Raw genomic sequence first — 24,604 nt, forward strand, 5'->3', positions numbered from 1 at the left:
GTGACAGCGACGCTACTACTGGAGTCTGTAGCAGCAACTCGAGACGTGGCCGCCCTCAGCCGCCGGCAGCACCCACCAGGTCCGCGAACCGGTCGGTCGTCGCCACGAGCAGGGCGGTCGAGCCAGAGAGCGCATGGCCCTCGTCGTCGACGACGTGCAGCTCGGAGCCGGGCCACGCCTGGTGCAGCTCCCAGGCCGTGACCGGCGGGGTGCACACGTCGTGCCTGCCCTGCAGGAGCACCCCGGGGATCCCCTCGAGCAGACCGGCGTCCCTGATCAGCTGGCCCTCGTCGAGGAACCCCCGGTGCGCGACGTAGTGGCTCTCGATGCGCGCGAAGGCCACCGCGAAGCGCGGCTCGGCGAACAGCGCCTCCACCTCAGGGGTGGCGTGCATCGCGGCCGTCTCCCAGCGCGTCCACGAGAGGGCGGCGGCGACGCGTACGTCGTCGTCCCGGGACTCGAGCCGACGGCGGTAGGCCGCGACGAGGTCGTCCCGCTCCTCGGCCGGCACGGCACGACGGAACTCGTCCCACCGCTCCGGCAGCATCCGGGAGGCGCCGTCGCGGTAGGCCCAGTCGAGCTCGCTGCGGCGAAGCGTGAAGATCCCGCGCAGGACCATCGCGGCCACACGGGCCGGGTGCCGCTGGGCGTACGCGAGGGCGAGCGCGCTCCCCCACGACCCGCCTGACAGCACCCACCGCTCGACGCCCAGCTCCACCCGCAGACGCTCGATGTCGTCGACGAGGTGCCACGTGGTATTGGTGTCGAGGGAGACCTCGGGATCGCTGGCGTGCGGCTCGCTGCGCCCGCATCCGCGCTGGTCGAGAAGCACGATGCGGTAGCGCGCCGGGTCGTACGCGCGTCGCATCGACGGTACGCACCCGCCACCCGGCCCGCCGTGGACGACGAGCAGCGGCACGCCCTCGGGGTTGCCGCACTCCTCCCACCACAGGCGCTGGCCGTCACCGGGCTCGAGCCAGCCGGTGCGGTAGGGCTCGAGCGGCGGGTAGAGACCGTGCGGCACTACTCGGCCCGTCGCCCCACGGTGATACCCGGCGCGCCCGACGGCGTGGGGAGCGATGCGACGTCGACGAGTCCCGCAGCGCCCAGCAACGAGGCAGCGCCTGCGGCGTCGAGCAGCGTGCCACCGAAGACCAGCGTCCGCAAGGCGGTCAGCGCGCGCTCGACAGGCCTGCCCTGGTCCGGCTTCCCGTGGGCCAGCAGCAGCCAGCCGTCCGGCCGCAGCGCGCGGGCGACACGGCCGACGCCCTCGCGCAGGGCTGCCGGCGGCACGAACGGCGCGGGGATCCAAGCCAGGTCGTACGCCGCTGGCTCGTCGAGCGCGCCGACGTCCTCGAGGCGCAGGTCCACGCGGTCGTGGACGGCCAGGGCGTCGATGCGCTGCCGCGCGAGGTCGAGCACGCGCGGTGCGACGTCGATGCCGGTCACGTGGAGTGCAGAGAACTCCGCGGCGAAGGCTGCGGCGAGCGCGCCGACACCCGTACCGACGTCGAGCATCCGGGCGCCCGGCGCGGCCAGCCGCTCACCCAAGCCGGGGAGCGCGGGCAGGACCAGCTGGCGGAACGCCGCGGCGGTCTGGCCGCTGGCGACTCCCTGCGCGAGGAGCACCTCGTCGGGGAGCCCCGCCCAGCCCGCGGAACCCTGCACGACCGCGGCAGCCTGCAGCAGCCCGGCCGAGGCCTGCGCCGCCACCTGCTGAGGTGAGGCACCGAAGCCTGTGCTGAGAGGGGCACCGGGCGCGAGGAGTCCCGATGCCTCGAGCACCGCCCTGGCCGCCTGCCCCTCGTCGCCCTGCGGGTCGCGGGCCAGCAGCACCACGGCCGCGAGGCACCAGGCGCCCTGGTCCCACGCCGTCAGGGTGTCGAGCACGGGGTCGACCGGTCCTGACGCCACCGCTGGTCCTCCTCGCGCTCACCGGGACGGGCTGCGGCCAGCGTGCCCCGCGGGTCACGTCGTGTCTATAGCCCTCGCAAGGCTCAGGTGCCACTCCGGACTGTCGATGGTGGAGCAGGTCCGCGGCCACGCAGACGTCACAGCTCAGAGTTGGAGCGACATGTCGATCTTCAGGACGAACCGTGCTGCCACGGACGCAGCTGCGCCGGCACCGGTCCCCACCGGGCCCGACGAGACCGTGCTCGCGCTCGAGCGGGAGCTCGCTGAGGTCCGCCGGCTCGCGGCCGTGAGCACCGAGCGCTACGAGCTGATGGTGCAGGCGGCCGGGATCGGCCTGTGGGACATGGACGTCGTCGCCCACGACCCCGTCAACCCGAACAACGCCTTCAACTGGTCCCACGAGTTCCGCACCATGCTCGGCTACACCGACGAGCGCGACTTCCCGAACGTCCTGAGCAGCTGGGCCTCCCGGCTGCACCCCGACGACGTCGAGCGGACCGTCAACGCCTTCCTGAACCACATGAACGACCGTTCCGGCCGGACGCCGTACAACATCGAGTACCGCCTGCAGCTGAAGACCGGCGAGTACCGCTGGTTCATCGCCACCGGGGCGACCGCTCGTGACACGTCGGGCACTCCGCTGCGGGTGGCCGGCGCACTGCGCGACATCGACAACGAGCGGCGGCTGATCGAGAGCTCCGAGCGCCAGGTGGACCAGCTGTCGGCGTCCTCCGCCCAGCTCGCCGGCGTCAGCGCCGACCTCTCCCGCGCTGTCGAGGCCGCCGCTGCCCGCGCGACCGAGGCGGCCGGGACGATCGGCCAGCTCGACGAGAGCAGCGCCGAGATCGGCGCCGTCGTCAAGCTCATCACCGGGATCGCCTCGCAGACGAACCTCCTGGCCCTGAACGCCACCATCGAGGCCGCCCGTGCCGGCGAGTCGGGCCGTGGCTTCGCCGTCGTCGCCAACGAGGTCAAGGAGCTGGCCAACGAGACCGGCCGTGCGACCGGCGACATCGCGAACCAGGTCGACGGGATCCGGTCGCAGACCTCCGACGCGGTGCGCAGCATCGAGGAGATCAACACCGCCGTGCGGGCGCTGACCTCGACCCAGCAGGCCATCGACGAGATCGTCCAGCAGCAGGCGGCCGCGGCCACCCTCACCCGCTAGCCCTCGTCGTCGCGGCCCTCGCTCGGTCGCACGGCCCGTCCGGCCGAGAAGGCGTACGCGGACGGGCCGTGCGCACGAAGGTGGCGCAGGCGCTCGGCGGCCTCGGCCATCCGCGGGCGGTGCCCTTCCGGCACCCACCACAGCGCGGAGGTCGCCTCGGGGTGCCTGGAGAACCAGCACCGCCGCTGCCTCAGCGCGTCCAGGTGCTGGCCGCTGTGGACGAACCGGTCCAGCGCCTCCAGCGACTCCCACACCGACAGGTTGACCACCAGGCCTGCACTGTCGCCGAGGTCCCAGGCGAACGGGTGCGTACGCATGCCGGGCGGGACCTCGGCGGCCGTGCGCCACACGAACCCCGGTGCCGACCTGCCCTCGGCCTCGACCGGCCCCGCGGCAGCCACGAAGCCGGCGAGCCGTTCGGACGACATCGGCGCGATCAGGCGCGACACGTTGACCTGGGCGAGGTGCACGGTCGACTCCCTTCCCTGCAGCGACACGCGATGCACCTGGCGTCAGCGCTGTGGAAGCGGCTCCCCGATGCGCGGGAAGTCATCACATGTGCCTAGGCGGAGGTCGTCACATCGGCTGGCCCCCCTCGCCGAAGCTCATCCCGCCGCCTGACGCGGCGCAGGGCGGCCCGCTCCTACGGTCGAGGTGACACCAGATGGTCACGTGGAGCGGACACATGATCGAAGCACGAGGACTGACCAAGAGGTACGGACCGAAGACCGCCGTGGACGACCTGACGTTCACCGTGCGGCCAGGGATGGTGACCGGGTTCCTGGGGCCGAACGGCGCGGGCAAGTCGACCACCATGCGGATGGTGGTGGGGCTCGACGCGCCCTCGAGCGGCACGGTGACGGTGAACGGCAAGGCGTACGCGGAGCACGCCGCGCCGCTGCGGGAGGTCGGGGTGCTCCTCGAGGCGAGGGCCGTGCACACGAGCCGCACCGCGGAGAACCACCTCCTGGCGCTGGCCGCCACCACCGGCATCGGCCGCAAGCGCGTCAAGGAGGTCATCGACCTCGTCGGGCTGCAGGACGTCGCGTCCAAGCGGGCGGGGGCCTTCTCGCTCGGCATGGGCCAGCGGCTGGGGATCGCCTCGGCCCTGCTCGGCGACCCGGCGACGGTGATGCTCGACGAGCCGGTCAACGGGCTCGACCCGGAGGGCATCCTCTGGATCCGCACCCTGCTGAAGGACCTCGCGGCCGAAGGCCGCACCGTGTTCGTCTCCTCGCACCTGATGTCCGAGATGGCGCTGACCGCCGACCACCTCATCGTCGTCGGGCGCGGCCGGCTCATCCGCGACGTCTCGGTGCAGGACTTCATCCAGAGCGCCTCGGCCAAGAGCGTCCTGGTGCGCTCGCCCCAGGCGTCCGAGCTCCGCGGGCTGCTGCTCGGCGAGGGCGTCTCGGTCTCCAGCAGCTCACCCGGTGACCTGCACGTCACCGGCCTCGAGAGCGAGGAGATCGGGACACGGGCGGCAGCTGCCGGCATCACCCTCTACGAGCTGACGCCGGTCCAGGCCTCCCTCGAGCAGGCCTTCATGGAGCTGACCCGCGACGCCGTCGAGTACCGCGCACCGGGCGCGCGCGGCCAGTCGGACCGTGCGTACCCCGTCGAGTCCGACCAGGAGGCTGCGGCATGAGCACGACCACCGCCCCCACCCGCCCGGCCCACACCCCCGGCGTGTCGGCCGGCGCCGGGATCGTGACCTTCCCCCGCGTCGTCGCGTCGGAGTGGGTCAAGTTCCGGACGCTGCGGTCGAGCTGGCTGACCCTGCTCGGGGCCGTCCTCGCGCCGATCCTCATCGCGATCCCCATCGGCTACAACACGGGGAAGAACTGGGGCGGCCTGGCACCGGAGGACCAGGCACCGTCGGGCGTCCTGCAGGGCTACTTCCTGGCGCAGCTGCTCATCGGCGTGCTCGGTGTGCTGTTCGTCTCCGGTGAGTACTCCACCGGCATGATCCGCTCCACCCTGGCGGCGGTGCCGAAGCGGGTGCCGGTGCTCGTGGCCAAGGCGATCGTCTTCGGTGCGCTGTCGGCCGTGGCGCTGACAGCCGCATCCGTCCTCGCCTTCCTCGTCGGCAACGTCTACCTCCACGCCGACGGCCACGGCTACTCGCTGACCGACGCGACCGTTCCCCGTGTCGTCGTCGGCACCGGCATCTACCTCGCGCTCGTGGGGCTGCTCGGCGGGGCGCTCGGCTGGATCGTGCGCAGCACGCCGGGAGGGATCTCAGCGCTGGTGGCGATCGTCATCGTCATCCCCACGGTCTTCGAGATCCTGCCGGGCACGTGGGCGAAGGACGTCGGCCAGGTCCTGCCCAGCAGCGCCGGAGGCTCGTTCGTGTCGAGCGTCCACGCCGCGCATACCCTGCCGCCGTGGACGGGACTCGGGGTGATGGCGCTCTGGGTGGTCGGCTCGCTCGGAGTGGCGGCGGTGCTCCTGAAGCGGCGGGACGGCTGACGGCGCCGCCCTGGCGCTCGCACGCAGCCGATGCCGGCGTGGCGGCGGCGGTCCTGGTCTTCTCCCTCGCCAGCCGCGAGGAGGACGGCCGTCAGGGGGCGGCCTGGAGCTGGCTGCTCGCGGTCGCCCTCGCCGTCCCGCTGCTGGCCCGCCGCCGGGCCCCGTTCGCGGTCCTGCTGGTCCAGAGCGCTGTCGCCTTCACCCAGTGGCTCGTCGACACCCAGCCGCCGGCCGACCTCGCGTTCCTGGCGGGGCTGTACGCCGTGGGCGCCTACGACTCGCGGCGCCCTCCGATCGTGGCGTCCGCCCTCATCGCCGAGGTCGGCGTCGTCCTCGCCACCCTGAAGTGGGCACCGCCGGGCCACAGCTGGAGCGCGCTCGTCCTGCTGACCGGCACTGTGACCGCAGCATGGGTCCTCGGCGTCCACATGCGGACGAGGCGCGCGTACCTCGCGTCGGTGCTGGAGCGGGCGGCAACGGCCGAGCGCGAGCGCGACCAGCAGGGCGTCATCGCCGCCGCGTCGGAACGAGCGCGGATCGCGCGCGAGATGCACGACATCGTGGCGCACAGCCTCTCCGTCATCATCGCCCTCAGCGACGGTGCCAGCGCGACGGTCCGCCGGGACCCCGAGGAGGCGGCGGGGGCGATGGACCAGGTGTCCCGCGTGGGACGCCAGGCCCTCAGCGACACCCGCAGACTGCTCGGCGTGCTCCGGTCCGGTGACGAGCCCGAGCTCGAGCCTGCGCCGGGTGTCGACCAGCTCGACGGCCTGATCCGTGACGTGCGCGGCGCTGGGCTCCCCGTGGAGCTGGTCGTCGAGGGCAGGGTGGTGCGGCTGGCGCCGAGCGCTCAGCTCGCTGCGTACCGTCTGGTCCAGGAGAGCCTCACGAACGTCCTGAAGCACGCCCCGTCCGCGACCGGGGCCAGCGTCCTGCTGCGCTACGGCCCGGAGGTCCTCGACATCGAGGTCACCAACGACGCAGCTCCGGACGGCACGTCTGCGGCGGGCGCCGCCGGTCACGGCATCCGGGGGATGAGTGAGCGCCTGACGATGTTCGGAGGGAACCTCGAGGCCGCACCGCGGCCCGGAGGAGGCTGGCGCGTGGCCGGGTCACTGCACCTCGACCCCGACAGGAGGAACCAGTGAGCGCGATCCGGGTCCTGCTCGCGGACGACCAACCGCTCGTGCGGCAGGGCTTCCGCATGGTGCTGTCCGCGCAGGAGGGCATCGAGGTCGTCGGTGAGGCGGGCGATGGTCGACGAGCGCTCGAGCAGACGCTGGCCCTGCGGCCCGACGTCGTCCTGATGGACGTCCGCATGCCCGTGGTGGACGGGATCGCGGCCACGCGCCGCATCGTCTCCGAGGCTCCGGACTCCCGGGTGCTCATCCTCACGACGTACGACATCGACGAGTACGCCTTCTCCGGTCTCCGTGCCGGAGCCAGCGGCTTCCTGCTCAAGGACGTCCTGCCGGAGGAGCTCGTGGCGGGGATCCGCACCGTCGCAGGAGGTGACGCCGTGGTGGCGCCGCGCGTCACCCGCCGACTCCTCGACGTCTTCGCCGCCCAGCTCCCCGGAGGCACGACACCCAGGCCCGACGTGCTGGCCTCGCTGACCGGGCGCGAGCGGGAGGTCTTCCAGGAGATCGCCGCCGGGTCGAGCAACGCCGAGATCGCACGCACGCTGCACCTGTCGGACGCCACCGTCAAGACCCATGTCGGCCGCATCCTCGCCAAGCTCGGACTGCGCGACCGTGTCCAGGCGGTCATCCTGGCCTACGACCACGGCATCGCGTCGCCCCTCCAACGGCCCTGACGACGTGATGGCTGCCGCCCCGCAGGTCCTGCGTAGCGTCGAGGGCATGGCTCTCCGGGCGCTCGCGCTCGCCGTCGTCCTGGCGGGGTGCGGCACGAGCAGCGGGGCCGCCGTGTCGGCTGCGACGCCCTTCTCCAGCGGCGACCTGGGCAAGGTGGCTGCGTCACCCGCCCGCAGGGCCACACCGCCCGCCACCGCGGCACGGGTGACGAAGGTGCTGACGGTCGTGGAGGAGAACCGGCGCTCGAGCGGGGCCGCACTCGCGATGCCCTACCTCGCCGCCTTGGGCCGCACGTACGGCGAAGCGGGCGACTACCGCTCACTGACGCACCCCTCGCTGCCGAACTACCTGGCGATGGCAGGGGGCAGCACCTTCGGCGTGACCGACGACAAGGGCCCGGCCAGGCACCCCCTCCACGGCCCCTCTGTCTTCGACGTGGCCCTGGCCGCCGGCGCGAGCGCGAGGGTCTACGCAGAGGCGATGCCAGCGCCCTGCACCACGCGCACGACCGGCCGGTACGCCGTGAAGCACAACCCGTGGGCGTACTTCGCGGACGCTGCCTCACGACGCAACTGCGCCCGGTACGACGTCCCGGCGGGCTCGCCGTCGAGCGGCCTGCTCCACGCCGACATCGCCGCGGGGCGCCTGCCGGAGGTCGGGCTGCTCGTGCCTGACATCTGCGACGACGGCCACGACTGCTCGCTGGGCAGGGCCGACGCGTGGCTGCACCGGTGGCTGCCACAGGTCTTCGCCGGCCCCGACTGGCGCGCGGGACGGCTCGCCGTCGTCGTGACCTTCGACGAGGTCGAGGGCCACGGCGGAGGGCACGTGCTGACCGTGGTGATGGCGCCGGGGCTCACCGGCGCCAGGCCTCGCTCCGCTCTCGACCACAGGTCGTGGAGCCGCTGGATGAGCGAGCTCACCGGCACGGCTCCCCTGCGGGAAGCCGCGAGCGCGCCCTCGCTCGGTCGTGCGTTCGGACTCGACTGAGCGGGACCACGCGGGACCGCCCGGGTCGCAGCACGTGTCAGCCTGCGGTTCGTCGTTCAGGCGGTTGTCATGCGCGCGAGCGCAGGATCGCTCGTATGCAACGGCTCCCTGACCACCTCGTCGACGACGCAGCGCCCCGCGCGCACTGGCACAACAAGGTGCCCGAGATCACGATCTTCTTCTGGGTGGTGAAGGTCCTCTGCACCACGGTCGGCGAGTCGGCCGCCGACTACATCAACGAGACGCTGGGCTTCGGCCTCGGCCCCACGACCGCTCTCATGACCGTCGTCCTCGTCGTGGTCCTGGCCCTCCAGTTCAGGACCCGCGTCTACACCCCGTGGGTCTACTGGCTCACTGTCGTGCTCGTCAGCGTGGTGGGGACGCTCGCGACGGACAACCTGACCGACGGGCTCGGCGTCAGCCTGCTGGTCACCACCCCCGTCTTCGCCGTGCTCCTCGCCGCGGTCTTCGCCGCCTGGTACCGCAGCGAGGGCACGCTCTCCATCCACTCCATCGTCACGCCTCGCCGGGAGGCGTTCTACTGGCTGGTCGTCCTCGTGACCTTCGCGCTCGGAACGGCGGCGGGCGACCTGCTGGTCGACCGGCTCAGCATGTCGCTGCTGGCAGCGGTCGCGGTGTACGCGGCAGCCCTCGCGCTGGTCTTCGTCGTGTGGCGCACGCGCCTCGTCGGGCCGCTCACGACCTTCTGGGTGGGGTACGTGCTCACCCGGCCGCTCGGGGGTTCCACCGGCGACTACCTCAGCGGCGACAAGGCTGACGGTGGCGCCGGGCTCGGTACGGCCGTCACGACCTCGGCGTTCCTGCTCTGCATCCTCGCGACCGTCGCCTACCTCAGCGCGAGCGGGCGTGACCGAACGCCGGATCCGACGATCGCCGGCTGAGAGGCGTACGAGGACGCGGAGCGCTCGGCGTGCGACCGGGTTCTTGGCGCAGCGCGGCGGTGCAGTGCGCCTGGGCGGCGGGCGCCCTCGCTCTGCTGGCTCTGGTGGTGGTCCGGCAGCCGGCGGCGGTGGTGCAGGGACTGCGTACCCTCTCGACAGCGAGTACGCCGTGGCTGGGGCTCGCCGGCGCGGCGGTCGTCCTGCTGTGGGTCAGCGGGACGCTCACGCAGCTCGGGGCCCTGCCGCTCAGCCCACCCGTCGTCCGACTGTTCGCCGTCCAGGTCGCGGGTTCGTTCGCCAACCACGTCTCCCCCGCCGGCGCCGGCGGCTTCGCCGTCAACTTCCGGTTCCTGCGCCGCCAGGGCCTCACCCGCGAGTCGGCCGCCGCGTCACAGGTGCTGGGCTCGGCGGCCGGGGTCACCGCTCACCTGGCGCTGCTCGTCACCGTCGCGGTCGCCGCCCCGCGCGTCGAGCAGCACGCTGCCCTCGTGCCGCTCCGGTCGCTGCTCCGGGAGCCGACGGGCTGGGTCGTGCCGGCAGGGGCAGTCCTCCTGCTGCTGCTGGGTCTGCTGGGCGTGATGACGGGGGCCCGCGGCGGCTGGGTGGCGACGCGGACCAGGGCGGCGGCCGCTGGTGCCCGGCGTACGCTGCTCGCCCAGGCTGCGATCCTGCGCGACCCGCGGCGCGCCGTGCTCCTGTGGGGCGGCGCCGTCACCGGGCCGCTGTTGCACGCACTGGTGCTCTTCGCCGTTCTCCGAGCACTGGACCACCCGCTGCCGCTGGTCACCGTGACGCTCGCCTACTCGGCCGGCTCTGCGATCAGCGCCCTCGTGCCTTCACCGGGCGGGCTGGGAGCGCTGGACGTCACCCTGCCCGCCGCCCTGGTGGCAGTGGGGCTGCCGGCTTCCGTGGCGGTCGACGCACTGCTCGGCTACCGGTTCATGACCGTGTGGGTGCCGCTGCCGCCCGGGGCGGCCACGCTCGCCGTCCTGTCCAGCCGGCGGATCATCTGATGTGCACCGACGCGCAGGTCAGCGGGGTGGGCCGCCAGGGGATCGAACCCTGAACCCGCGGATTAAAAGTCCGCTGCTCTGCCGATTGAGCTAGCGGCCCGTGGCGCCCATCTGCAGCACCACGGCGAGCCTACCGAGGCCTGTCGCCCCCCACCGCGGACCGCGAGGCTCCGCAGCGAGGTCGCCACCTCATGCCGGAGCCACTCGATCACGAACAGATCACAGTCGGTCGAACCAGAGCACCCGTGGACTCAACCGGACCTTGACGCACGTACGCTCGGGCCACTTCGCTAGTACCGCCCGAGTCGGGCGCTCCCCGGCGCCCGCTTTCAACGTTGAAAGGGACCACGTGCCCACACGCCTGCGCAGACGCCTCGCCGAGCTCGGAGGGGCGGCGCTCGCCCTCGCCCTGCTCGTGCCCGTCGGAGCCGGGACCGCGTCCGCGGCCGAGAAGCTCCCCGACGGCTCGCGCCTCTCGGTCGCCCCGGTGATCGACTCGAACTTCGCCGACCCCGACGTGCTGCTGGTCGACGGCGTCTACCACGCCTACGCGACCAACGACAGCGGTCAGAACGTCCAGCACCAGACGTCGAAGAACCTGCGGAGCTGGACGCCGCAGCCCGACGCGGCCCCGACGCTCGGGCCGTGGGTCGGCGACTGCAGCTTCACGCCCGGCGGTGCTACCGACCGCTGCGTGTGGGCGCCCGAGGTGACGAAGGTGGCCGGCGGGTACGCGCTCTACTACACCGCGCGCGACCGCGCCTCGCAGCGCCAGTGCATCGGCGTCTCGACCGCGACCTCGCCGAACGGGCCGTTCCTCCCGGTCGGAGACGGCCCGCTGGTCTGCCCGTCCGACCTCGGCGGCGCGATCGACGCCAGCACCTACACCGAGGGCGGCCAGCAGTACCTCCTGTGGAAGGCCGACGGCAACTGCTGCGCGCTGCCTGCCACGATCTTCGTCCAGCCCCTGTCGGCTGACGGGAAGACCCTGACCGGCCCGGCGACACCGCTGATCCACAACGACCAGCCCTGGGAGGGCGCGGTCAACGAGGCACCGAGCCTGGTCAAGCACGGCTCGACCTACTACCTCTTCTACTCGGCCAACGACTTCTACGGCGGCAACTACCGCACGGGCTACGCGACCGCGACGAGCCTGACCGGGCCCTACACGAAGTCGAAGACCGAGCTCATGACGAGCGACCGCTTCCAGGGCGACGTCCGCGGCCCCGGTGGCGAGGACGTCATCACCCGCCGCGACGGCAGCACCGCGATCGTCTACCACGGCTGGGACCCGACCTACACGTACCGCGCGATGTACGTGAGCGACCTCGACTGGACCGCCAGCGGCCCGAAGGTCGCCGATGAGTCCACCCGCTACCAGGCCGAGGACGCCACCGTCACGAACGCCCGCGTCGTCGGCGACGACAGCGCCTCCGGGCTGCAGAAGGTCGGCGGCATGGACTTCGCCGACAGCTCGATCACCTGGAAGGTCTGGGCCGACGCGGCCGGGCCGCAGACCCTGGGCATCCGCTTCGCCAACGGCTCGACCGACGGCCCCACCCGGGTCCTGTCGACCGACCTGCTGAGCGTGAACGGCGCCGCCGCCACGACGGTGACCTTCCCCCACACCACGTGGGGCAACTGGCAGCTCTCGGAGCAGCGGGTGCAGCTCAAGAAGGGCTGGAACACCGTCACGCTCACCCGCGGCACCTACTACGCCGAGATCGACTCGCTCGACGTCTACTCGGCGCTCCCCGACCCCTCGCCCATGGGCGTGCCGGCCGGCGCTCCCCGCGGCACCCGCTACGAGGCCGAGCAGGGCGTCATCACCGACGCGCACGTACGCAGTGACGGCGCCGCGTCCGGCGGCGCGGTCGTCGGCGGGCTCGACAACGCCGACAGCTCGGTGACGCTGAAGGTCTGGGCCGACGAGTCGGGTCACAAGACCCTCGGCATCGTCTTCGCCAACGGCTCCGAGCGCGGTGGCTACCTGCTCGAGTCGACCTCACGCGTCACGGTGGACGGCCGCGACGAGGGCATCGTGGAGTTCCCCCACACCCGTTGGGGCAACTGGACCGAGGTGACGCACGACGTCCGGCTGAAGCACGGCTGGAACAACGTGACGATCACCAAGGAGACGTTCTACGCGGAGATCGACGCGGTCGACGTCTACTAGCCGACCCGCACGCACGACGAAGGGGAGGGAGCCCGAGGCTCCCTCCCCTTCTGCGTCGCTCTGCGCCTCAGCGCACCGGGGTCACTTGGCCGAGTGCGACCAGACGCCGTTGACCGGGCCGTACATCCGGAAGTTGCCGCTGTCGTAGAGCATGCCCAGCAGGTAGAGCATGCCGTCGTAGTAGCGCGCCCGGCCCGAGGGCACCGGCGTGTTCCAGAAGTCCTTCACGAACTCCAGCCGCTTGGGGTTGGTGGACGTGATGGCGGAGGTCGAGTTCATCGCCACGAGTCCCTCGGCGTGCTTGGGCTCGTAGGTGTTCTGACCGCCGACGAGCGGCGTGCCGTTGAGCTGGTAGCGGCTGACGTAGCTGTTCACGCCCTGGCCGATGAAGAAGTTCTCCAGCGTGTTGGAGAACTGGGTCTGCCACGGCTGCACGCCCCACCACGACGCGTCGAGGTTGGCGTTCGCGATCACGCGCCAGGCGTCCTCCTGGAAGGTGATCGAGTAGCTCTCGTCAGACGGCGGGAACTCCCAGAAGGCGCGGTGCGGCGTGCCGTCGAAGTTCGAGTAGCACGGGGAGAGCCCTGTCGTCGGGTTGTGCGCGACCTGCAGCATCTTCTCGCCGGCAGCGACCGCCTTGCCCCACAGCTTCGCGTCGTCCGGGTCGGCCTTGGCGAAGACGCGGTAGAACGCCGGGAGGGCGTAGGACGCGTCGCTCCAGTCGTTGACGCCGGGCGGCGAGAACGTCGGGAGGTAGGCCTTCGAGTCGAACATGTTGACGCCGCCGGTGTCGGCGTTGTGCCACATGGCGTGCAGGATCTGCTTCGCCTCGGGACCGTAGGCGTACTTGCCCTGGCCGTTGCCCCAGCGGCCGGCCGCGAAGGTCAGCGCCGCGGCGATCCACTGGTCGCCGTCGGGAGCGATGCCCGGGTCGATGATCGAGCCGTCGGTGCGGGTGTGCCAGGCGAAGAAGTACTTCGTCGGGCCGCTCTGCAGCTGCATGTTGGTCTTCGCGAAGTTCCACAGCGAGTCGAACTCGTGCTTCTTGCCGAGCTGGACCGCGATCATCATCGCGTAGCCGATGCCCTCGGTGCGCACGTCGTGGTTCGCGACGTCGGTCACGTAGCCCATGTCGGGGCTGACCTGGTAGTAGATCGACTGCCCGTCGAAGTAGTCGGGCGCCGTCCCAGGGTTGCCGTGGAAGAGCTGGTTCCACGCGGCGTCGATCTTGCGCTTGACCGCGTGGTGCGAGTAGCCGGCCTCCTCGAAGACGTTGGCGTAGTGGCCGCCCGTGGGGCCACTGTGCCGGTCGGGCCCCGTCGCCGCCTGGGCGGTGGCCGAGCCGGCGAGCACCGTGGCCGCGGACAGCGCGGCCATCCCGATGCGTACTGCCTTGCGCATGCGGCACTCCTCTGTGTCGTCCCGCCGGGCGACAGCCCGGCGGGGGCACGTTAGGGAGGGTCGTTGAACAAAGTCAAGAGTGCACCGGTATGTCACGGCGTGTCCCCGAGCGCCCCGCGCGTGTCGGGGCGCTCGGCGCGCTCGACCGAGCGCTACTTCTCGCAGGCGATCCCGTCGTGGTCGCGGTCCGACTTCGTGTTGGCGTTGTAGAGCGCGCGGTCGTAGACCGGCCTGTGCTTGGCGTGCCCGCCGCCCTTGCGCTTGTCGACCGCACCGGGCCGCGCGACGCCGCCCTTGTAGACCGCGTTGAGCGCGGTGCAGTTCGCGAACGTACGCGGTGAGGCCTCCGCCGGGCCCGCGGCGACGAGCCCCGCGGCCACCATGCCGGCCGCTGCCGCCGTCACGACGATGCGCTTCATGTCCGTCTCCCCCGTCCGGCTGGTCCGCCCCCAGCCACAGGTTAGGCGAGGCAAGCTTCCGCTGAAGGCCGCTCAGGCGGATTTCAGACCGCCCGACCTACGGTCGTCGGCATGTCTCTGCGCCACCCCCGCTTCCCCGACCCCGTCGCCGCCAAGGTGCCCGAGGTGACCGTGCTGTTCTGGGTCATCAAGGTGCTCACGACCGGGATGGGGGAAGCAGCCTCCGACTACCTCGGGAACACGAGCCTCGTGCTCGGTGGTCTGGTCGGCGTGGGCGGCTTCGGCCTGGCGATGTGGCTGCAGCTGCGCTCGACGCGCTACGCGGCACAGACGTACTGGTTCGCCGTCGCCATGGTCGCCGTCTTCGGCACGATGGTCGCCGACATCCTGCACGTCGCGACGAGCCTGTCCTACTGGGTCACCAGCGCGTTCTACGCGGTCGCCGTCGGCGTCTGCTTCGTCCTCTGGCGCCGCAGCGAGGGCACGCTGTCCGTGCACAGCATCGTCACGGCCCGGCGTGAGCGCTTCTACTGGTGCACCGTGCTGGCGACCTTCGCGCTCGGCACGGCCGTCGGCGACCTCACCGGCATGACCGTGGGGCTCGGGTTCTTCTCCTCCGGAGTCATGTTCGCCGTCGCGATCCTGGTCCCGCTCGTCGCCTGGCGCCTCGGCGCGAACCCGGTGCTGACGTTCTGGACGGCGTACGTGCTGACCCGGCCGCTCGGCGCCTCCTTCGCCGACTGGTTCGGCAAGGAGCGTTCGATCGGTGGCGGCCTCGGCTTCGGCGACGGCACGGTGACCGCCGTGATGCTGGTGCTCATCGTCCTGCTCGTCCTATACGCGGCCCTGTCGGGCACGGACGCGCAGCCCGAGCACGACGAGCTCGTGCCCGCGGCCACCTCGGCCTGACGGGTGACGACGCTGGCCTTCAACCCCCTCGACGCCCACAGCGTCCTCTCGAGCTTCGGGACCCTCGGCATCTTCGTCGTCCTGTTCGCCGAGACCGGGCTGCTCGTCGGGTTCTTCCTGCCGGGCGACTCCCTGCTCTTCACGGCCGGCCTGCTGTGCACGACCGAGACCACCTCGGCGACCCACCTGTCGCTCGGACCGGTCCTGGTGGCCGCGGCGGCAGGGGCGGTGCTCGGAGCGCAGACCGGCTACGTCATCGGCCGTGGCGCGGGCTCGACGTTCGTCGACCGCCCCGACCGGCCGCGGCTCCAGCTGGCCGTCGAGCGGGCGCGTACGACGCTCGAGAGGTACGGCGTGGCCAAGGCCGTCGTGCTCGCCCGCTTCGTGCCGCTCGTGCGGACCGTGCTCAACCCGCTGGCCGGCGCCGCGCGCGTGCCGGTCGTCGAGTTCACGCTGTGGCAGGTCGTCGGCGGGGTGCTGTGGAGCTGCGGCGTGACGCTCGCGGGGTACGCGCTGGGCTCGCGCATACCGAGCATCGACCGCTACCTGCTGCCGATCGTCGCGGTGGTGGTCGTCGTGTCCCTGGTGCCCGTGCTGCTTGAGCTGCGTCGGGCGCGACGGGGCTAGCCGGCCCGCTCGGGCTCGACGGGGATGCGCTCCGGCGCACCGAGGAAGCCGATGAGGACCACGGCGGTCACCGACTGCGCGCACAGCAGCGCGGCGAGGACCACCGCCTGGAAGCGGGCGGCCTGGGTCGGGCTCGCGCCGCCGAGCAGCGCGCCGATGAACGAGCCGGGGAGCGTGACGAGCCCGGTCGTACGCGTCTGGTCGAGCGCCGGCACGAGCGCCTCGGCCACCGAGCTGCGGGCGATGTCGAGCACGGCCTGGCGGGGACGGGCGCCGAGCGCCAGCCAGCCCTCGACCTCCTCGCGCCGTGCGCGGAGCCCCGCGACGAGGTGGCGCCCGGTCAGGGTCGCGCCGGTCATCGTGCCGCCGATGACGATGCCGCCCATCGCGATGAGGTAGCGCGACTCCCGCGGCAGCACGGGGATCGCGAAGACCACGCCCAGGGCGACCGCGGTGCCCGCGGCGCACGCCGCCACGACAGCGCGACCCGCGCGGTCGAGGGCGCGCAGCCGGCTCGTCGCCGTCCACGACGCCGTCGTGAGCATCACCGCGAGCACAGCGATCACCGCGGGCAGAGCGGTGATGGCGCCGCGCAGGACCAGACCGACCACCGCCAGCTGCGCCACCCCCCGCGCCAGGGCGACTGCGGGGGCCCGGCCGATGCGTACGCCGGCCGCGAGCAGCACCCCCTGCGCCACCGCGAGCAGCGCCACGAGCCCGACCGCCAGGTGCACCACCTGCGAGGTGGTCATGCGGGCGGCAGCTCGACCTGGAAGCGCGCGCCTCCCGGGCCCGGCAGCAGGCGCACGTCACCGCCGGACGTCTGCGCGAGCCGGCGCGCCAGCGCGAGGCCCAGGCCCGCACCGCCGTGGCCGTCGTCCACGCGCCGCCCGGGCGTGAAGGGGTCGTCGGCGACGGCCGGGTCGACGCCCGGCCCGTCGTCGCGCACCTCCACGAGCACCGCCTCGCCCTCCCGTCGCGCGCTGAGCACCACCGTGGACGAGGCGTGGCGCAGCGCGTTGTCGAGCAGCGGGGAGACCGTCCGCTCGAGGACCTCGGGCGCCACACCGGCCCACACGGGCGGGTGCCCGATGACCCGCACGCCCACGGCCGCCGTGGGCACTCCGGCGCGCAGCCGCTCCAGCACCTCCACGCACTCGGCGCGGCCACGCACGCCCGCCTCCGTGCGCGCCGTCGTGAGCAGCGTCTCCAGGATCCGCGTCATGCCGTCGGCCTCGCCGAGCACCGAGGACAGCGCCCCGCGCACGTCCTCGAGCGGCCGCCCGGGGCGCAGCGCCAGCTCGGCCTCCGCGGTGATGCGGGCGATGGGCGTGCGCAGCTCGTGCGACAGCTCGGCATTGAGCTGCTGCTCGCGGCGCAGCACGGCCGAGAGCCGGTCCAGCACGTCGTCGAGCCGCTCGGCCAGGACCTCGAGCTCCTCCGGCCGCCGCGCGGCGCCGAAGCGGCGGTCGACCTCGCCGGTGCTCCACTCGGCCGCCTGGGACGCCATCTCCTCCACGGGTCGCAGGGCCCGCGCCACGCTCGCCCTCGTCACGAGGTACATCGCCACGAGGAGCAGCGCACCGAGGGCCAGCAGCGCCACCTGCACGAGGTCCTGGGTGCGGCTGTAGGGGTCGAGCGCGAGAGCTGTGACCACCGTGCCCACCTGGCGGTCGCCCTGGCGCACCGGCAGTGCGAGGAACCGCACGGCCTCCGGCTCGTCCGTCGTGACCAGCACCTCACCGCGCTGGGCGAGGCCGCGTACGGTCTGCTCCCACTCGCCCTCCCCCGCCGCCCGCTCGACCAGCGTGGTGCCCTGCAGCACCCACACTCCCGAGACGGTCGCGGCGTCCTGCACCGCGTCGGCCAGCCGCAGCGTGCCGTCCGGACGGACCTCCACCGTGCTGAGCACGGCGGCCCCACGCGTACGCAGCACGGAGTCCGCGTTGCTGCGCAGCCGCACCGAGAGCGCGACGTCGAACCCCACGGTCAGCACCAGCACCCACGCAGCTGTGACCGCCAGCGCGGAGAGCGCGAGGCGCCCGCGCAGCGACCCCGGCAGGCGCGGCGGCCACACCCTGCGCAGCAGCGGCTCGAGCCGCCTCACTCCGGCGCGGAGCACCGGTAGCCGATGCCGTGCGCCGTCTCGAGGACGACGGGCGAGCCCGCCTCCCGCAGCTTGCGCCGGAGCCGCGCGACGTACTGGTCGAGGGTGTTGTCGTGCACGCGGGCACCCTCCGGCCAGCCGGCCCGCACCAGGTCGCGGCGGCGCACCACCTGCCCCGGCCCGGCGACCAGCGCGCTGAGCAGCCGGAACTCCGTCGGCGTCAGCGGAACCGGGCCGCCGGGCGTCAGCATCGAGTGGCTGACCGGGTCGAGCTGGAGCCCGGGGAGGGTGACCGGCGCGGGCGGCGTCCGCTTCAGCAGCGCGCTCAGCCGGGCCACGAGCTCGGAGAAGTGGAACGGCTTGGTCAGGTAGTCGTCGCCGCCCGCGGCGAAGCCCGAGAGCCGGTCGTGCACGGCGTCCCTGGCCGTCAGGAACAGCACGGGCGCGAGGACGCCGCGGGCCCGCAGCGCCGCGCAGAGGTCACGGCCGTCGGCGTCGGGCAGGCCGACGTCGAGGACGAGCAGGTCGGTGCCCCGCTCGGCCAGCTGCACGGCGGCAGCCGCGTCGGGGGCGGTCGCGACGGTGAAGCCCTCGTCACGCAGGCCCGTCGCGATGAGCCGGCGCAGCGCCGAGTCGTCCTCGACGACGAGGACCCGCGCGGCGACCACCCGCCCATGGTGCCGTACGCAGCGCCCGTCGCGGTCGTGCCCACCGCGTGCGTTCAGGCGGCGTTCAGCGGGTCACGCAGCGGGCAGCCGGTAGAACTCGGCCGGGTCGCCGGCGAGGCTGGCCTTGACGCCCCGGCTCCACTCGTCGACGAGCACCTCGAAGCGCCCTGCCCGGACGCCGTCGAGGGCCGCCCGCGCCGCGTCGGCCGGGTGGATCTTGGGCCCGTCGTAGTCCCTGGTCATGTCGGTGTCGGCGCTGCCGAGGTGCACCCCGGTGACCAGCGTGCCCTGCGCGGCGAGCTCGAGCCGCACGCCGTTCGTGAGGCTCCACGCCGCTGCCTTGGCCGCCGCGTAGGCGTTGGCACCGTCGTAGGAGAACCACGACAGCGCCGACAGCACGTTGACGATGGCGCCGCCGCCGTTGCGGGCGAGCACCGGCGCGAAGGCGCGCACCATCGACAGCGTGCCGAAGAAGTGGGTCTCCATCTCGAGACGCACACGGTCCTCGTCACCCGACACGAGGTTGGCGCCCGTCGAGATCCCGGCGTTGTTGACCAGCAGCGTCACGTCGACCGCCGCCCCGGCCGCCGCGGCGACCGACGCCGGGTCGGTGATGTCGAGGGCGAGCACCTCGACACCGGGTACGTCGACGCTGCGCGGGTCGCGCGCCGTGGCGTAGACCTTCGCCGCGCCGCGCCTCTGCAGCTCGAGGACGAACTCCCGCCCGATGCCCCGGTTGGCGCCTGTGACCAGTGCGGTCGATCCTGCGATGTCCATGTCGTCCTGTCCTCCTGGGTGCGGTCGCGGGGCCCTTCGCCCCGGCCACTGCGTACGCTAGGAGTTGACGTTGGCGTCAAGGGCAAGTGTGGCGACGGATCTCGCAGGCAGGAGTCCCCCATGCGGATCGGTGAGGTGGCGGCGGCGGCCGGGGTCAGCACGCGCGCGCTGCGCTACTACGAGGAGCAGGGCCTGCTCAGCTCGGTACGGAGCACGAGCGGGCAGCGCCACTACGACGCCGGCGCGGTCGAGCGCGTGCACTGGGTGCGGGCGCTCTACGCCGCCGGGCTCAGCAGCAAGGCGATCGTCGGCCTGCTGCCCTGCGTCCACACCGGCGTCGCGACCGAGGAGATGATCGGGCAGCTCTCGGCCGAGCGTGACCGGATCGACGCCCAGGTGCGCGAGCTGGCCGCCACGCGCGACCGGCTGGACGACGTCATCGCGGCGGCCCGGGCCACTGCGGCGGGCCGGTCCTGCACCGACGTGGAGGCTGCCGCTTCCTGACGTCGAGTGCCACCGGCAGGCAGGATGTCGCCATGGCCACCGAGGAGCAGCGCGACGGCGTCCGGCTCACCAACCTCGACCAGGCGCTCTACGAGGGCGCCGGAGCCACCAAGCGCGACCTCGTCGACTACCTCGACGCCGTGTCCGACCGCCTCGTACCGGTGCTCGCCGGGCGAGCGCTCAGCGTGGTCCGCGCGCGGCCCGGGCAACCGCCGTTCATGCAGAAGAACCTGCCCGCCTACGCGCCCGAGACCATCGCGACGCTCGAGGTGCCGACGCAGGACGGCCGGCGGGTCGTGCACTACCCGGTCTGCGACTCCCGCGAGACGCTGCTGTGGTTCGCGAACCAGCGCTCGGTGGAGTACCACCCCACCCTCTTCCGCGGCCACGACGCCGGAGCGCCCACGCACCTGGTGCTCGACATCGATCCGCCGGCGGGCGAGGACGCGTTCGGCGCCGCTGTCGCCGGTGCCCTGCTCGTGCGCCAGGCACTGGCGGACGCGGGGCTGGAGGCGCTGGCCAAGACCAGCGGCGCCAAGGGCGTCCACGTCGTGGTGCCGCTCGCGCCCGGCACGACCTCTGCGGACGCTGCGGCCGCGACGCGGGCCCTCGCCGAGCGCGCCGAGCGGCTCGACCCGGTCCTCGCCACGACCGCCTTCGTCATCGAGGAGCGGCACGGCAAGGTCTTCATCGACGCGACGCGCGCCGGCGGCGCGACGCTCGCCGCCGCGTACAGCCCGCGCTGCCGCCCCGAGGTGCCGGTGTCGTACCCGCTGCCGTGGGACGAGCTCGCGGACGCGTCGCCACGCGACTTCACGATCCGTACGCTGCCCGCGCTCCTCGACGGCCGCGACCCGTGGAGCGAGCTGATGCCGGAGCCGCAGGCGCTGGACGCCGATCTCGTGGCCGAGGGCCAGGAGATCCCGGTGGCGCGGGTGGCCGCGATGCACGCCGGCAAGCGGCGCGCGGCTCAGCGCCGGGCGGAACCGCCCGAGGCCTGAGCCGGCGTCAGTCCCGCTCTGCGACCAGGCCGGGGGCGACGAAGACGCCGTTGTCGAGCGCGACGATGTCGCCCTGGAAGACCAGCTTGCGCAGCGCGACCTCGAGGTCGTCCTCCTCGGCGAGCTCCAGCAGCGCGTCCTCGGCACCGAGCACGACGTCCTCGTTGGCGACGCCGAGCACCGGGCCGTCGACCAGCGAACAACCGATGACGACCTCGGCGACGGGGATCGTGTCGCCGAAGTGGTCCTCGAGCGTGTCGAGGATGACGTCGACGGTCTCGTCCTCGACCGCGAGCTCCTCGACCCACTCCTGCGCTCGCATCTCGCGGGCCGTCCAGACCCGGTCGCCTGCCGGCACGCCCGCGCCCATCTCGCCGAGCGCGACCATCGACTGGAGGGGCACGGGAGAGTCGGTACGCCGCAGCACGAGCGACGGGCGGGTGCGGCGCGAGCTCATGGACGCCATGGTGCCACGAGGCTCACGCCGCGACGGCGGCCCGAGCACGGACGAACGCGTCGACGCACGCGCGTACGTCGTCCTCGGTGTGCGCAGCTGACAGCTGCACCCGGATCCGCGCCTTGCCCTGCGGGACGACCGGGTAGGAGAACGCGACCACGTAGACGCCTTCGAGCAGCATGGCCTCGGCGGTCCGGGCGGCCAGCGTCGCGTCACCGAACATCACGGGAGTGATGGGGTGCTCGCCGGTGAGCAGGTCGAAGCCCTCGTCCAGCATCAGCTGGCGGAACAGCTCGGTGTTCTTGCGCAGTGCCAGCCGCTTCTCGCCACTGCCCTCGACCAGCTCGAGCGCCTTGACAGAGCCGGCCACCACCGCAGGGGCGACGGCGTTCGAGAAGAGGTAGGGACGCGACCGCTGCCGCAGCAGCTCGACGACCTCGGACCGGCCGCTCACGTAGCCGCCCGAGGCGCCGCCGAGGGCCTTGCCCAGGGTGCCGGTGACGATGTCGACGCGGTCCTGCACGCCGAAGTGCTCGGGTGTGCCACCTCCGGTGTCGCCGACGAAGCCGACCGCGTGGGAGTCGTCGACGAGCACGAGCGCGTCATAGCGCTCGGCGAGGTCGCAGATCTCGTCGAGAGGCGCGAGGTAGCCGTCCATCGAGAAGACGCCGTCGGTCACGACCATCCGGCGCCGGGCGCCGCTCGCGGCCTTCAGCTGCGCCTCCAGGTCGGCCATGTCGCGGTTGCGGTAGCGGAGCCGCTGGGCCTTGCACAGGCGGATGCCGTCGATGATGGAGGCGTGGTTGAGCTCGTCGGAGATGACTGCGTCACGGGCGTCGAGCAGCACCTCGAAGACGCCGCCGTTGGCGTCGAAGCACGAGGAGTAGAGGATCGTGGCCTCTGTGCGCAGCAGGTGCGAGATGCGCTGCTCGAGCACGTGGTGCTGGGTCTGCGTGCCGCAGATGAACCGTACGCTGGCCATCCCGAAGCCCCACTCGTCGAGGGCGTCCTTGGCCGCCTGCACCACGTCGGGGTCGTCGGCGAGGCCGAGGTAGTTGTTGGAGCAGAAGTTCAGCACCGGCCGCACCTCGCCCGCGACGGCACTGCCGACGCGCGACGACTGCGGCGTCGTGAGCTCGCGCTCGGACTTGTAGAGGCCCGCGTCGCGGATCTCCTGCAGCGTCTCGCGGAGCTGCTCTCCGACTGCGCCGTACATCTAGGTCTCCGTCCAGTCGAGCACGACCTTGCCGTGCGCACCACCGCGTGCCACCTCGAACGCCGTCTTCCAGTCCCTCGCAGGGAAGCGGTCGGTGATGACGGGGCTCACGTCGAGCCCGGAGCGCAGCAGGGCGCTCATCGCGTACCACGTCTCGAACATCTCGCGACCGTAGATGCCCTTGATGGTGATCATGTGCGAGACCACCTTGGCCCAGTCGATGGTCACCGGCGCGCTGGGCAGGCCGAGGACGGCGACGCGGCCGCCGTGGTTGAGGTTGTCCAGGATCGCCGGCAGCGCTGACGGGCTCCCGCTCATCTCGAGCGCGACGTCGAAGCCCTCCACCATGCCCAGACGTCGCTGCGCGTCGGCGATGGTCCCAGTGGTCACATCGATGGCCAGGTCTGCACCCATCCGGCGGGCGAGCTCGAGGCGGGGTGCGCTGACGTCGGAGACCACGACGTACCTCGCTCCGACGTGCCGGCAGACGGCCGCGGCCATGAGCCCGATGGGGCCGGCTCCGGTGATGAGCACGTCCTCACCGACGAGCGGGAACGACAGCGCGGTGTGCACCGCGTTGCCGAAGGGGTCGAAGACGGCGGCGACGTCGAGGTCGGCGGTGGTCGCAGTCGCACCGGGATGGACCCACACGTTGCTCTCGGGCAGCACCACCAGCTCGGCGAACGCACCGTCGCGGTTCACCCCGACGCTCGAGGTGCGTATGCACAGGTGGCGCCGGCCTGCGCGGCAGTTGCGGCACGTGCCGCAGACGACGTGGCCCTCGCCCGAGACGAGGTCACCGACGCGTACGTCGCGGACCCCTGCCCCGACCTCGACGACCTCGCCGCAGAACTCGTGCCCCGGCACGAGAGGTGCGTCGACCGAACCTGCCGCCCACGCGTCCCACTCCCAGATGTGCAGGTCGGTGCCGCAGATGCCGGTACGCAGCACGCGGATCAGGACGTCGTGCTCGCCGCACGCCGGGTCGGGGCGGTCGACCCACTCGAAGCCCGGCGCAGCAGCCGGCTTGTAGAGCGCACGCACGGCCGGGTCAGCGCCGGTTGAGGGCGAGGACGGAGAGCAGCTCGTAGGCGACGTGCGCGGCGGCGATGCCGGTGATCTCGGCGTGGTCGTAGGCCGGCGCGACCTCGACGACGTCGGCCCCCACGACGTCGAGCCCGACCAGTCCGCGCAGAGTGTTCAGCAGCTCCCGGCTCGTCAGCCCACCCGCCTCCGGCGTACCCGTTCCAGGTGCGTGCGCCGGGTCGAGCACGTCGATGTCGACCGAGACGTAGACCGGCGCGTTCTCCAGCCGCTTGCGCAGCCGCTCCACCGCGCGCGCCACGCCGTCGGTCTCGTAGTCGTCCGAGCGCATCACCGTGAAGCCCAGTCGCGAGTCGTCCTCGAGGTCCTGCTTGCTGTAGAGCGGGCCCCGGATCCCGATGTGCATGCAGCGCTCGAGGTCGAGCAGCCCCTCCTCGCTGGCCCGGCGGAAGGGCGTGCCGTGGGTGTAGGGCGCACCGAAGTAGGTGTCCCAGGTGTCGAGGTGGGCGTCGAAGTGCAGCACCGCGATCTTGCCGTGGTCCTTGGCGAGCGAGCGCAGGATCGGCAGCGCGATGGTGTGGTCTCCGCCGAGGGTGAGCACGGACGCGCCGCTCGCGCGCGTCTCGGTCATCGCGCCCTCGATCGTCGAGATGGCCTCGCCGAGGTCGAACGGGTTGATCCCGATGTCGCCCGCGTCGGCCACCTGCTGCGTGCCGAACGGGTGCACGTCGAGCGCCGGGTTGTAGGGCCGCAGGAGCTTGGAGGCGGCGCGGATGTGCGAGGGGCCGAAGCGCGCGCCCGGCCGGTAGCTCACGCCCGAGTCGAACGGCATGCCGAGCACCGCGACGTCGACCCGCGACACCTCGTCGGTGCGCGGCAGCCGGGCGAACGTCGCGGGGCCGGCGTACCTCGGCACCCGGGTCGCGTCGACCGGGCCGACGGGCGGGACGTCCATGCGGGGTGCCTCCTGGAGTCATCCGGTCGTGCGGACCGTGCGTCGGGCTGGTCCGACGGAGCCAGCG

General features: G+C 72.6%; 26 protein-coding genes and 1 tRNA gene. 13 read left to right on the forward strand and 14 right to left on the reverse strand.

What is annotated here, in order from left to right:
- Positions 1-55: 55 nt before the first annotated feature.
- Together pip and CLV35_RS02275 are read right to left on the reverse strand one after the other, a co-directional pair.
- Positions 56-1,024: a prolyl aminopeptidase gene (pip, locus tag CLV35_RS02270; protein WP_121191791.1), complete on the reverse strand. Its 969-nt coding sequence runs from the start codon at positions 1,022-1,024 to the stop codon at positions 56-58.
- Positions 1,024-1,914 carry an SAM-dependent methyltransferase gene (locus CLV35_RS02275; protein ID WP_121191792.1) on the reverse strand — a complete coding sequence of 297 codons (891 nt, stop codon included), beginning with the start codon at positions 1,912-1,914 and terminating at the stop codon, positions 1,024-1,026. Before CLV35_RS02275 ends, pip begins: the two co-directional genes overlap by 1 nt.
- Before the next feature lie 160 nt (positions 1,915-2,074).
- On the opposite strand from CLV35_RS02275, the gene CLV35_RS20715 reads away from it, so the two are divergent.
- The gene (locus tag CLV35_RS20715) at positions 2,075-3,082 is read left to right on the forward strand and encodes a methyl-accepting chemotaxis protein (RefSeq protein WP_269203874.1); all 1,008 of its coding nucleotides are present in this window, start codon (positions 2,075-2,077) and stop codon (positions 3,080-3,082) included.
- Here CLV35_RS20715 and CLV35_RS02285 read toward each other — a convergent pair.
- Positions 3,079-3,579 carry a DUF3291 domain-containing protein gene (locus CLV35_RS02285; protein WP_231121377.1) on the reverse strand — a complete coding sequence of 167 codons (501 nt, stop codon included), beginning with the start codon at positions 3,577-3,579 and terminating at the stop codon, positions 3,079-3,081. The two genes, CLV35_RS20715 and CLV35_RS02285, sit on opposite strands and share 4 nt — an antisense overlap.
- A 188-nt stretch (positions 3,580-3,767) precedes the next feature.
- On the opposite strand from CLV35_RS02285, the gene CLV35_RS02290 reads away from it, so the two are divergent.
- The 7 genes from CLV35_RS02290 to CLV35_RS02320 all read left to right on the forward strand — a co-directional run bounded on the left by CLV35_RS02290 (position 3,768) and on the right by CLV35_RS02320 (position 10,276).
- Complete coding sequence (locus CLV35_RS02290) at positions 3,768-4,730, forward strand: ATP-binding cassette domain-containing protein (protein ID WP_121191794.1); 963 nt, start codon at positions 3,768-3,770, stop codon at positions 4,728-4,730.
- Positions 4,727-5,554, forward strand: coding sequence for an ABC transporter permease (locus tag CLV35_RS02295; RefSeq protein WP_121191795.1), 828 nt, complete (start codon positions 4,727-4,729; stop codon positions 5,552-5,554). Before CLV35_RS02290 ends, CLV35_RS02295 begins: the two co-directional genes overlap by 4 nt.
- Positions 5,470-6,702: a sensor histidine kinase gene (locus CLV35_RS02300; RefSeq protein ID WP_456238336.1), complete on the forward strand. Its 1,233-nt coding sequence runs from the start codon at positions 5,470-5,472 to the stop codon at positions 6,700-6,702. The genes CLV35_RS02295 and CLV35_RS02300 overlap by 85 nt, the downstream gene beginning before the upstream one ends.
- The gene (locus tag CLV35_RS02305; RefSeq protein ID WP_231121379.1) at positions 6,699-7,370 is read left to right on the forward strand and encodes a response regulator; all 672 of its coding nucleotides are present in this window, start codon (positions 6,699-6,701) and stop codon (positions 7,368-7,370) included. The genes CLV35_RS02300 and CLV35_RS02305 overlap by 4 nt, the downstream gene beginning before the upstream one ends.
- A gap of 46 nt (positions 7,371-7,416) precedes the next feature.
- Entirely contained in the window at positions 7,417-8,361 is a 945-nt protein-coding gene (locus tag CLV35_RS02310; protein ID WP_121192300.1) for an alkaline phosphatase family protein, read from the forward strand.
- Between the two features lie 95 nt (positions 8,362-8,456).
- The gene (locus CLV35_RS02315; RefSeq protein ID WP_121191798.1) at positions 8,457-9,263 is read left to right on the forward strand and encodes a COG4705 family protein; all 807 of its coding nucleotides are present in this window, start codon (positions 8,457-8,459) and stop codon (positions 9,261-9,263) included.
- 29 nt (positions 9,264-9,292) lie between these two features.
- The gene (locus CLV35_RS02320) at positions 9,293-10,276 is read left to right on the forward strand and encodes a lysylphosphatidylglycerol synthase transmembrane domain-containing protein (RefSeq protein ID WP_183061619.1); all 984 of its coding nucleotides are present in this window, start codon (positions 9,293-9,295) and stop codon (positions 10,274-10,276) included.
- A gap of 27 nt (positions 10,277-10,303) precedes the next feature.
- Here the strand turns inward: CLV35_RS02320 and CLV35_RS02325 are convergent.
- Positions 10,304-10,376 (reverse strand) — tRNA-Lys (locus CLV35_RS02325).
- 249 nt (positions 10,377-10,625) lie between these two features.
- Here CLV35_RS02325 and CLV35_RS02330 point away from each other — a divergent pair.
- A complete protein-coding gene (locus CLV35_RS02330; protein WP_183061621.1) occupies positions 10,626-12,452 on the forward strand; it encodes a family 43 glycosylhydrolase in 1,827 nt (608 codons plus the stop codon).
- Positions 12,453-12,533: 81 nt separating this feature from the next.
- On the opposite strand, the gene CLV35_RS02335 is transcribed toward CLV35_RS02330, so the two are convergent.
- Together CLV35_RS02335 and CLV35_RS02340 are read right to left on the reverse strand one after the other, a co-directional pair.
- Complete coding sequence (locus CLV35_RS02335; RefSeq protein WP_121191801.1) at positions 12,534-13,853, reverse strand: glycosyl hydrolase family 8; 1,320 nt, start codon at positions 13,851-13,853, stop codon at positions 12,534-12,536.
- A 152-nt stretch (positions 13,854-14,005) separates the two neighbouring features.
- Complete coding sequence (locus CLV35_RS02340; RefSeq protein ID WP_121191802.1) at positions 14,006-14,272, reverse strand: excalibur calcium-binding domain-containing protein; 267 nt, start codon at positions 14,270-14,272, stop codon at positions 14,006-14,008.
- A 111-nt stretch (positions 14,273-14,383) separates the two neighbouring features.
- Between CLV35_RS02340 and CLV35_RS02345 the strand changes: the two genes are divergently transcribed.
- Both CLV35_RS02345 and CLV35_RS02350 read left to right on the forward strand, forming a co-directional pair.
- On the forward strand, positions 14,384-15,181 hold the full coding sequence (locus CLV35_RS02345) for a COG4705 family protein (RefSeq protein WP_121191803.1): 798 nt from the start codon (positions 14,384-14,386) through the stop codon (positions 15,179-15,181).
- Between the two features lie 3 nt (positions 15,182-15,184).
- The gene (locus tag CLV35_RS02350; RefSeq protein ID WP_121191804.1) at positions 15,185-15,808 is read left to right on the forward strand and encodes a DedA family protein; all 624 of its coding nucleotides are present in this window, start codon (positions 15,185-15,187) and stop codon (positions 15,806-15,808) included.
- Here CLV35_RS02350 and CLV35_RS02355 read toward each other — a convergent pair.
- The 4 genes from CLV35_RS02355 to CLV35_RS02370 form a co-directional block, all read right to left on the reverse strand.
- Positions 15,805-16,560 carry an ABC transporter permease gene (locus CLV35_RS02355; protein ID WP_121191805.1) on the reverse strand — a complete coding sequence of 252 codons (756 nt, stop codon included), beginning with the start codon at positions 16,558-16,560 and terminating at the stop codon, positions 15,805-15,807. The two genes, CLV35_RS02350 and CLV35_RS02355, sit on opposite strands and share 4 nt — an antisense overlap.
- Entirely contained in the window at positions 16,557-17,915 is a 1,359-nt protein-coding gene (locus CLV35_RS02360) for a sensor histidine kinase (RefSeq protein ID WP_231121387.1), read from the reverse strand. The genes CLV35_RS02355 and CLV35_RS02360 overlap by 4 nt, the downstream gene beginning before the upstream one ends.
- Positions 17,912-18,583, reverse strand: coding sequence for a response regulator transcription factor (locus CLV35_RS02365; protein WP_121191806.1), 672 nt, complete (start codon positions 18,581-18,583; stop codon positions 17,912-17,914). The genes CLV35_RS02360 and CLV35_RS02365 overlap by 4 nt, the downstream gene beginning before the upstream one ends.
- A gap of 72 nt (positions 18,584-18,655) precedes the next feature.
- Positions 18,656-19,360 carry an SDR family oxidoreductase gene (locus tag CLV35_RS02370; RefSeq protein WP_121191807.1) on the reverse strand — a complete coding sequence of 235 codons (705 nt, stop codon included), beginning with the start codon at positions 19,358-19,360 and terminating at the stop codon, positions 18,656-18,658.
- Positions 19,361-19,480: 120 nt separating this feature from the next.
- Here CLV35_RS02370 and CLV35_RS02375 point away from each other — a divergent pair, with 120 nt between their 5' ends.
- Both CLV35_RS02375 and CLV35_RS02380 read left to right on the forward strand, forming a co-directional pair.
- Positions 19,481-19,864, forward strand: coding sequence for a MerR family transcriptional regulator (locus CLV35_RS02375; protein WP_121191808.1), 384 nt, complete (start codon positions 19,481-19,483; stop codon positions 19,862-19,864).
- Between the two features lie 32 nt (positions 19,865-19,896).
- Complete coding sequence (locus tag CLV35_RS02380) at positions 19,897-20,865, forward strand: DNA polymerase domain-containing protein (RefSeq protein ID WP_121191809.1); 969 nt, start codon at positions 19,897-19,899, stop codon at positions 20,863-20,865.
- Between the two features lie 7 nt (positions 20,866-20,872).
- Here CLV35_RS02380 and CLV35_RS02385 read toward each other — a convergent pair whose 3' ends face one another.
- The 4 genes from CLV35_RS02385 to speB are packed head-to-tail and all read right to left on the reverse strand — an operon-like array spanning position 20,873 to position 24,537.
- Entirely contained in the window at positions 20,873-21,322 is a 450-nt protein-coding gene (locus CLV35_RS02385) for a hypothetical protein (protein ID WP_147431848.1), read from the reverse strand.
- Positions 21,323-21,344: 22 nt separating this feature from the next.
- The gene (locus CLV35_RS02390) at positions 21,345-22,538 is read right to left on the reverse strand and encodes a glycine C-acetyltransferase (protein ID WP_121191811.1); all 1,194 of its coding nucleotides are present in this window, start codon (positions 22,536-22,538) and stop codon (positions 21,345-21,347) included.
- Entirely contained in the window at positions 22,539-23,582 is a 1,044-nt protein-coding gene (tdh, locus tag CLV35_RS02395) for an L-threonine 3-dehydrogenase (protein WP_121191812.1), read from the reverse strand.
- A 7-nt stretch (positions 23,583-23,589) separates the two neighbouring features.
- Positions 23,590-24,537 (reverse strand): agmatinase, encoded by a 948-nt coding sequence (gene speB, locus CLV35_RS02400; protein ID WP_121191813.1) that lies wholly within the window; start codon positions 24,535-24,537, stop codon positions 23,590-23,592.
- Positions 24,538-24,604 lie beyond the last annotated feature (67 nt).

Source organism: Motilibacter peucedani, assembly GCF_003634695.1.
In the GTDB taxonomy this organism is placed as follows: domain Bacteria; phylum Actinomycetota; class Actinomycetes; order Motilibacterales; family Motilibacteraceae; genus Motilibacter; species Motilibacter peucedani.

Coding starts and splice junctions, on each gene's coding strand:
- CLV35_RS02290 (WP_121191794.1), top strand. CDS start 3,768: ATGATCGAAGCACGAGGACTGACCAAGAGGTACGGACCGAAGACCGCC.
- CLV35_RS02385 (WP_147431848.1), bottom strand. CDS start 21,322: ATGAGCTCGCGCCGCACCCGCCCGTCGCTCGTGCTGCGGCGTACCGAC.
- CLV35_RS02370 (WP_121191807.1), bottom strand. CDS start 19,360: ATGGACATCGCAGGATCGACCGCACTGGTCACAGGCGCCAACCGGGGC.
- CLV35_RS02315 (WP_121191798.1), top strand. CDS start 8,457: ATGCAACGGCTCCCTGACCACCTCGTCGACGACGCAGCGCCCCGCGCG.
- CLV35_RS20715 (WP_269203874.1), top strand. CDS start 2,075: ATGTCGATCTTCAGGACGAACCGTGCTGCCACGGACGCAGCTGCGCCG.
- CLV35_RS02335 (WP_121191801.1), bottom strand. CDS start 13,853: ATGCGCAAGGCAGTACGCATCGGGATGGCCGCGCTGTCCGCGGCCACG.
- CLV35_RS02340 (WP_121191802.1), bottom strand. CDS start 14,272: ATGAAGCGCATCGTCGTGACGGCGGCAGCGGCCGGCATGGTGGCCGCG.
- CLV35_RS02380 (WP_121191809.1), top strand. CDS start 19,897: ATGGCCACCGAGGAGCAGCGCGACGGCGTCCGGCTCACCAACCTCGAC.
- CLV35_RS02295 (WP_121191795.1), top strand. CDS start 4,727: ATGAGCACGACCACCGCCCCCACCCGCCCGGCCCACACCCCCGGCGTG.
- CLV35_RS02390 (WP_121191811.1), bottom strand. CDS start 22,538: ATGTACGGCGCAGTCGGAGAGCAGCTCCGCGAGACGCTGCAGGAGATC.
- CLV35_RS02355 (WP_121191805.1), bottom strand. CDS start 16,560: ATGACCACCTCGCAGGTGGTGCACCTGGCGGTCGGGCTCGTGGCGCTG.
- CLV35_RS02345 (WP_121191803.1), top strand. CDS start 14,384: ATGTCTCTGCGCCACCCCCGCTTCCCCGACCCCGTCGCCGCCAAGGTG.
- speB (WP_121191813.1), bottom strand. CDS start 24,537: ATGGACGTCCCGCCCGTCGGCCCGGTCGACGCGACCCGGGTGCCGAGG.
- CLV35_RS02310 (WP_121192300.1), top strand. CDS start 7,417: ATGGCTCTCCGGGCGCTCGCGCTCGCCGTCGTCCTGGCGGGGTGCGGC.
- CLV35_RS02375 (WP_121191808.1), top strand. CDS start 19,481: ATGCGGATCGGTGAGGTGGCGGCGGCGGCCGGGGTCAGCACGCGCGCG.